Below are 1,493 nucleotides of genomic sequence, written 5' to 3'. Positions count from 1 at the left end.
TTATTTTGTCGAACATGGTTGATTGCTTGAATTAAAAAACCACCACTTCCGCAAGCAGGATCTATAATTTTTTCGTTTGGTTTTGGGTCTATCATTTCAACCGCAAGACGGACAATTGGGTGAGGGGTAAAAAATTCTCCCCTATCTCCACGCTGGTGTCTATTTACAAAAGTCTGGAAGGCTTCCCCTTTTATATCGCCAGATGTTTTAGTTAAATTAATGTACTGTAACCTGCCTACAATATAAGCAAGAGTCAAAGGTTTTAACTTGAATGTGTCATCGGTGAAAAATCCCCGATAATGATTCTTGATGGAGGTAAATAATTGACTGAGACGCGACATAAATTCATCGGACTTATTTGCTCCGATGGCTTTATATTCATTTGCTGTAACGCCAAAGTTTACAGATTGCTTGGCAGATTTTTCGTCATGAAGTTTGATGATGATTAGTTTAACCATCTCGTGAAAAATCTTGTCTTTGAGCATTCCTTCGTTGGCGTAAATATAATTATGGCACTCTTCAAAAACTGCTGAAAGATTGTTAGAAGGTCGTAATTCCTGAATTTGGGGGAGTTTTTCAGGTAACAGGCTATCTTCGGAAAATAACAATCCTTGCTCTTTCATTTACTGCGCTTGATTTGACCGTTTACCCTTGCGGGTTGTTGAATAGATAGAATATTTTTAGCCTTGACTGCATTCCTAGCAAACCAGTCTTTTAGTGGACAGAGATCATCGCCATCTTGATTAAACAAGAACTTGCCACTATACCTGATTATAGAATATAAATTAGAGGATGTCAAGAGATAAAAAATTCAGTTTAATGTTAACCAAAATGAGTAAAAAAAGCTGAGAGATTGTTTAGGGCAGAAATTCGGAGCATCTTTCAAATTGACAAGGCCAATTGTAGGGTTAATTCATGAATTAGCGCCAATTGTAGGGCTAATTCATGAATTAGCCCTACAGCTATTGACAACGCCTATTGTTTAGCTTTTTGATCAGGTGGCGGCGTTCACCTGATTTATTTTTAGCTATACATTAAAACGGAATAGTAAAACATCACCCTCTTGAACAATGTATTCCTTGCCTTCACTTCTGACTAAACCTTTTTCTTTAGCGGCGCTCATCGTGCGACTATTAACTAAATCCTGATAAGACACAGTTTCTGCACGAATAAAACCCCGTTCAAAATCCGAGTGAATAACTCCGGCTGCTTGAGGTGCTTTCATACCGGCAATAATCGTCCATGCGCGGGTTTCTTGGGGACCAGTGGTGAGATAGGTACGCAGTCCTAATAACTCGTAGGTAGCTTTAATTAAAGATTTTAATCCCCCTTCTTCTACTCCTAAAGAACCAAGAAAATCTTTTCTTTCTTCCTCCGACAATTCCACTAATTCCGATTCTACTTGAGCAGAAACGATCACAACTTTTGCCTGTTCCTGTTGGGCAATTTGACGGACACTTTCTACCCAATCATTACCCGTGGCCAGATCATCT

At 38.8% G+C, this 1,493-nt stretch carries 2 protein-coding genes; both read right to left on the bottom strand.

All coding sequences use genetic code 11. The features are described from left to right. Nucleotides 1-623, bottom strand: a 623-nt coding sequence (locus tag PX484_RS17495; RefSeq protein WP_288104938.1) for an HsdM family class I SAM-dependent methyltransferase, incomplete at its 3' end; no start/stop codon positions are given. Nucleotides 624-1,027: 404 nt separating this feature from the next. After that, a partial coding sequence (locus tag PX484_RS17490) for a DUF933 domain-containing protein (RefSeq protein ID WP_288104936.1) occupies nt 1,028-1,493 on the bottom strand: 466 nt, incomplete at its 5' end.

The sequence above is a fragment of the Microcystis sp. M49636_WE2 genome (assembly GCF_030065375.1).
In the GTDB taxonomy this organism is placed as follows: Bacteria; Cyanobacteriota; Cyanobacteriia; order Cyanobacteriales; family Microcystaceae; genus Microcystis; species Microcystis aeruginosa_C.
The sequence above is the reverse complement of the archived record's forward strand: the minus strand, read 5'-3'. Positions and strand labels throughout refer to the sequence as shown.